This window comes from Polynucleobacter sp. (assembly GCF_018500155.2).
Taxonomy (GTDB): Bacteria; Pseudomonadota; Gammaproteobacteria; order Burkholderiales; family Burkholderiaceae; genus Polynucleobacter.
This window is the reverse complement of record NZ_JAHBAK020000044.1, coordinates 1-5,291: the sequence shown is the minus strand read 5'-3', so window position 1 is coordinate 5,291 and position 5,291 is coordinate 1. Positions and strand designations below refer to the sequence as shown.

4 protein-coding genes are annotated in these 5,291 nt (G+C 44.2%); all 4 read right to left on the bottom strand.

Annotation, left to right across the window (positions count from 1 at the left end; translation table 11 throughout):
• Window positions 1-915 (bottom strand): glycosyltransferase family 4 protein (locus tag KIH43_RS05740; protein WP_297718669.1); only part of this gene is annotated, 915 nt, incomplete at its 3' end.
• A gap of 1 nt (window position 916) precedes the next feature.
• Window positions 917-2,611, bottom strand: a complete 1,695-nt coding sequence (locus tag KIH43_RS05735) for an alginate lyase family protein (protein WP_297718666.1) — start codon at window positions 2,609-2,611, stop codon at window positions 917-919.
• A complete protein-coding gene (locus tag KIH43_RS05730) occupies window positions 2,608-4,767 on the bottom strand; it encodes a bi-domain-containing oxidoreductase (RefSeq protein WP_297718663.1) in 2,160 nt (719 codons plus the stop codon). Before KIH43_RS05730 ends, KIH43_RS05735 begins: the two co-directional genes overlap by 4 nt.
• The gene (locus KIH43_RS05725; protein ID WP_297718671.1) at window positions 4,764-5,264 is read right to left on the bottom strand and encodes a HisA/HisF-related TIM barrel protein; all 501 of its coding nucleotides are present in this window, start codon (window positions 5,262-5,264) and stop codon (window positions 4,764-4,766) included. The genes KIH43_RS05730 and KIH43_RS05725 overlap by 4 nt, the downstream gene beginning before the upstream one ends.
• Between the last annotated feature and the right edge of the window lie 27 nt (window positions 5,265-5,291).

The following is a 5,291-nucleotide window of genomic DNA, read 5'->3' as shown; positions in this document are numbered from 1 at the left end:
GTCTAATAAAGACCAGTAATCAGCTACTTCAGCTTTAGAAACGGTATCTATAAAAATCAGGTTTTCCAAATTTTTATCTTTGGCCAATTGCTTTAAAGCTTCTTTTCTCGCCCCATCTCCCAAGATAAGAATCTTGATATTGTCGCTTTCTGGGTTTTGAGTATTCTGAATAATCTCGGCTGCCTCAACTAATGTTTCAAGCCCGTGGGCCATACCAATGGTGCCAATATAGCCGGCAACAAATTTATTCTCGAGCCCTAGTTGTTTTAAGAGAGCTTGGTTTTTACTGCAAGGTTTAAATAAACTTAAATCCACTCCATTGGTTATTACATCAATCTTCTTCGCTGGGACGTCTCGCAAGACTAATTCTTTTTTAAATGACTGGGTTAATGCAATGATGCGATTGGCTTTTTTATAGAGAAATAGCTCTAAACGCTCAAGTGTGCGGTACAGAAATCCATCACCCATTGATCCAACTGCCTTTATAGATGCGGGCCAAATATCTCTCAATTCAAAAATCCAAGGCACACGCTTCATAAGTCCGACAACGTAGGCAGCGCAAACTGTGAAGAACTGAGGAGATGTGCCAATCACAACATCTACCTTCTTCACAAATGAAGAGGCAATTGTGGCTGTTACCATGAAGCTCGCGTAATCTAAACTACGCCTCACAAAGCCTTCATTGGCAGTAATGTAAGACCAAACCCGAATTACTCGAATACCTTCAACGGTTTCAGTACGCCACAAGCGATTTTTATATCCTGGGAAAATTTCTCCCTTCGGAAAATTTGGGGCACAAGTAATCACAGTTACCTGCTCACCCAACTTAACCCACTCACGACAATGTTCAAATGTACGGCTAGCTGGCGCATTGACTTCAGGGGGAAAGTTATCTGTTAAAAAAAGAATGTGCACATTAACCCCAATCAAGCTGTACTTGCGAACTTAATGCGCTATCGCCAACTAACTCAACAACCACACATTGTGTTTCCTGTGATATTCCAAACTCTGGAGAATAAGTACTTTTCTCAAGGTAAGCATTACCAGTATGAACTATGAACTGAACAAGACCCTGAGTGGGTAGCTGCAACTCCCAGTGATTTATATTAACCAATGAAATTCTGACCGAAGGATGCAAGATATATCTTGCGACCGATCTCGGGAGAGTTTTAGCATTTTTTACTTCGTCTCTGTAAACTCTATCACTGACCACCAGAGCCTTCGCTGACATATTCCAGGTTCGGCCATGGATCAACCCAGAGATCAGCCTTTGATAGCCATTGTGTGCACAGGAAATCTCGAATCCTTGCTTCGTATTGGCGACTGATAAGTCCACGGGTTCGGCTCTATTGGCCACCCTAAAATGACCCCAGACTTCAGAAGAGTCTTTTCCATCAATCTCAACCGTGCTATGGGCTTTTGTAGAGCGTTCGTAAGGCCGTAATGCCCCAGCATAGGTAGAGGTTCCGCCATTCACAATCAGCCTCTCACCAAAAATAGATAGCTCAAATGAAAGGGTATCCGCATGAGCGTGTCCGGGTAGATAATCTGGGCCAACTTCAGCCACATCCAAAAGTGCACATACCTCACTGTTTTCGAGCCGGATATATCCAGCTTTGTGCAAATGGGCCAATGAAAGTCCATTGGATTGTTGGCGCTCAATACCCATTTTTTTAGTATCAATACCTAATGATTGAGCATAGCTGTCTAACTGAGAGAGAGATCCAGCAATTCCGAATGCAGCGTCATTAAAAAAACTAATTTTTCCATCAGGATGATTTAATGTTTCAAATGCCATTAGCATGGTTTTGGCAATGGCCTTCATTGAGGCTAAAAAGTGAGCACTCAACCTGTCTGGAAAAGTCTGGGCTAAATTGACTAAATCCAAAACATCCTCAAGAATAATGGCGTGGTACATAGGGCTGCGCTCAAAGTGCACTCCGTCAGCCAAAATTTGCTCAGGAATTTGCTTCTCAAAAATTCTTTTTCCAAGGCTTAGCCAACCTTGCGGCTCATCGCCATCAAAAAAAGTTCCTGCAAATATCAGAGCTTTCGCATTGGCTAACAAATGATTACCTAGCAAATGCCATTCCACTCTACTGGTTAGCCACCTTGCTTGTAAATAGAGACTTTCAATCTCCGCCGTACCAAGCTTATTTCCAGCTAATGCCCACTTAATCCAATTGACCATTCTCAATGAACTTGGGTAGGACTCCCAGCCATTGCCTTGGGTGGGTGGATTCTCTTCAACCCAGCGAGAAATTAACTGGTGATGCCACTCAAGCCTATCAGATGCCTTTTGCGCATTCAGGTCATCAAAATAATGTAGGTTATAAAGCCATAACTTTGGCATCTTCGGGTCGTTCCACCCATTGCCCCCAATAATTTCTTGCGTTTGATTTAAAAAGCAAAAAGTATTTTTATCTATTAATGACTGACCATGAGCTACTGGTCTTTGCCAAATACCCTTAGGTTTAGAGAGATGAATCTTAGGTAAATCACAATTGAGAGATGGCTGATAGTAACGAAACCAAAAGCGGCGATAAATTTGAATCGGCTTAAGGTAACGAAGAGTATTCCAATACAGCAAGGCTTTTTTAGCCGAACTCAATGCGCCTCCTGGGCGATCTCAAGAGTTACTCTAGATACTTCTTCAATCTCTTCAAACGGGATGGGCGTTGGTCCACCCCGCTCGATCGCATCTATAAACGCTTGAACGCAAGCTTGTTGACCTTTATCTTGCCGAAAGAGATTCATGCTTTTAAAACCAGGCCAGCCGTAAGCTCTTAGCTTCCTGAAGTTATCAAGTGAAAGAATTTTCCCGCCACAGAAAACATCTAAACGCTCTTTCGGAAACGCTTTACTGCCATTGGCCAAGTACTGAATCGAAGCGATTGATCCATCGGCAAACTTAAGCCCAATCATGACAGAATCTGCAGGCGCCAAAGCTCCAGCAGCGCTCATAGACTGAACCGAATGCTCGGTAATTTGAGAGCCTGCCAAATAGCGCATTAAATCAATAAAGTGGCATGCCTCTCCAATAATGCGGCCGCCGCCAACTTGGCCATCCTGGGTCCAATGCGAGCCATCAATACGACCAGCATTGACTGTCATCACAAACGACTTGGGTACGCCGACATCTTTAATGAGAGCTTTCATTTTCTGAATATGTGGTGCAAACCGTCTGTTAAATCCGACCATGAGGTGTCGTCGCTTATCAGCATCTACACTAAGATACAAATCACGAATTTGCCCTAACTGCTCTAGATTTAGACATAAAGGCTTTTCTACAAAAACATTTTTTTGGGAGGCCAAAGCTGCCATTACATATTGCGCATGGCTATCGTGCTGCGTCGCTACTGCAATAGTATTTACTTGCGGATCTTGGATCACATTTTCTGCATTTGTGGCTGCTGAAGTAAATCCAAACTTTTTGCCCGCATAGACACTAGATACCCCAGTGCGCGAAGCAATAGATAGCAAATGTGCACCCGCCTTCTGAAAAGCGGGGATCAATACTGAAATTGCATAATTACCTGAGCCGATAAATCCTACGGAAGCTTTTTGAGGTTTAGTAGATATTGAAGAACTCGACTTTAACTTATTACCAGTCAAATCGACTTGATTGCCTCGTAGATCTTCATCAGCAATCAAAGAAGAATTGGGGTACTCAAATAAGATGCCTAATGACGATTCATTCGAGGTAATGAGCTCGTACGCTTGATTAGCATTTTCTAGGGCGTAACGGTGTGAGATGAGCGGCTTTACATCCAACCTTCCAGAAGCCATCATATCGAGAACCGCCTCAAAATTGCGCTGCTCAGTCCACCTGACAAAACCCACTGGGTAGTCATGACCATGCTCTTCATAGCTGGCATCATATCGACCTGGACCATAAGAGCAACTCACCTGAAAGCTCAGTTCTTTTTCATAAAAGTCGGCACGGGACAACTCTAAGCCCACGACTCCAACCAAAACAATTCGTCCACGCTTACGCAACATCAGAGCGGCTTGATGTACTAAATCATTGCTTTGGGATGATGCGGTAATGATGACAGCATCTACTCCCCTACATCGCGAGTAGGTCATAGCGGTATCTACTGGGCTTTGCCCATTTGATACATCTATTACCTCAGCACCAAATTGCTCCGCCAACTTTAATTTCAGAGGATCAAAATCAATCCCAATAACGCGACAACCATTTGCCTTGAGAAGTTGCACCGCAATTAAACCAATTAAACCTAGGCCCGTAACAACAATGGTTTCACCCAAAGTAGGATTGGCAAGACGAATACCCTGTAAGGCAATAGATCCAATGACCGTGAAAGCTGCCTCATCATCACTCACCGATTCCGGAATCTTTGCGCATAGATTGCCTGGTACGCAGACGACTTGAGCATGCTTGCCATTGGAGGCAACACGATCGCCCAATACAAAGCCACTCATTTGAGAGCCGGCTTCAAGCACAGTCCCAACATTGCAATACCCCAACGCAAGGGGTTGATCTAATTTATTTTGAACCGCCTCAATGGTGGGCAATAATCCATCGGTCTTAATCTTATCAATGACCATTTTGACTTTGTCTGGCTGAGAGCGCGCTTTCTCTAGCCAACTAGCCTGGCCAAATTCGACCAACATCCGTTCTGTGCCTGCAGACACCAGTGACCTACTCGTGCGAATTAAAAGCTGCTTTGCCCCGGGTATTGGGCACGGTATATCCGCCAATTCAGTGGCTCCCGTTTTTAAGCTTTGCAGGACCTGCTTCATGAACGACCCATTCCTGCCCTAATAAGGGCATCCTTATCACTTCTAGAGGGGTAATTAATCAATACTGCCCGATATTTACCCTTAAACACAAATAGACTACCGGCTGCAGCCCCAATAATGCCAAATTTCTGAATCAAACCTTCAATATCTGTGAGTGAGCCAGCACCCCCCAATGCCGTGATCGGAAGACTAGTACACTTGCGAATGGCCTCTATTAAGCTCAAATCATACCCTTGCATTAAGCCATCCTGATCAATCGCGTTAATCACGATCTCACCAGCGCCTAATTTCTCCATTTTTTCAACAAAATCGACAGCAGATAGGCCGGTTGAGGCGCGGCCATTTTGAGTAAACACCTCATAACGACGCAATAAACCCGTTTTCTTTACGTCCAGAACGACCACCACACTCTGACTGCCAACACGCTTAGCCGCCTGCTCAATAAATTCCGGGTTTGCTACCGCTGCTGAGCTGATAGCCACTTTTTCAACGCCCAGTTGAATAACTGTCTCTTATACACATCT

Coding starts and splice junctions, on each gene's coding strand:
- KIH43_RS05730 (WP_297718663.1), bottom strand. CDS start 4,767: ATGAAGCAGGTCCTGCAAAGCTTAAAAACGGGAGCCACTGAATTGGCG.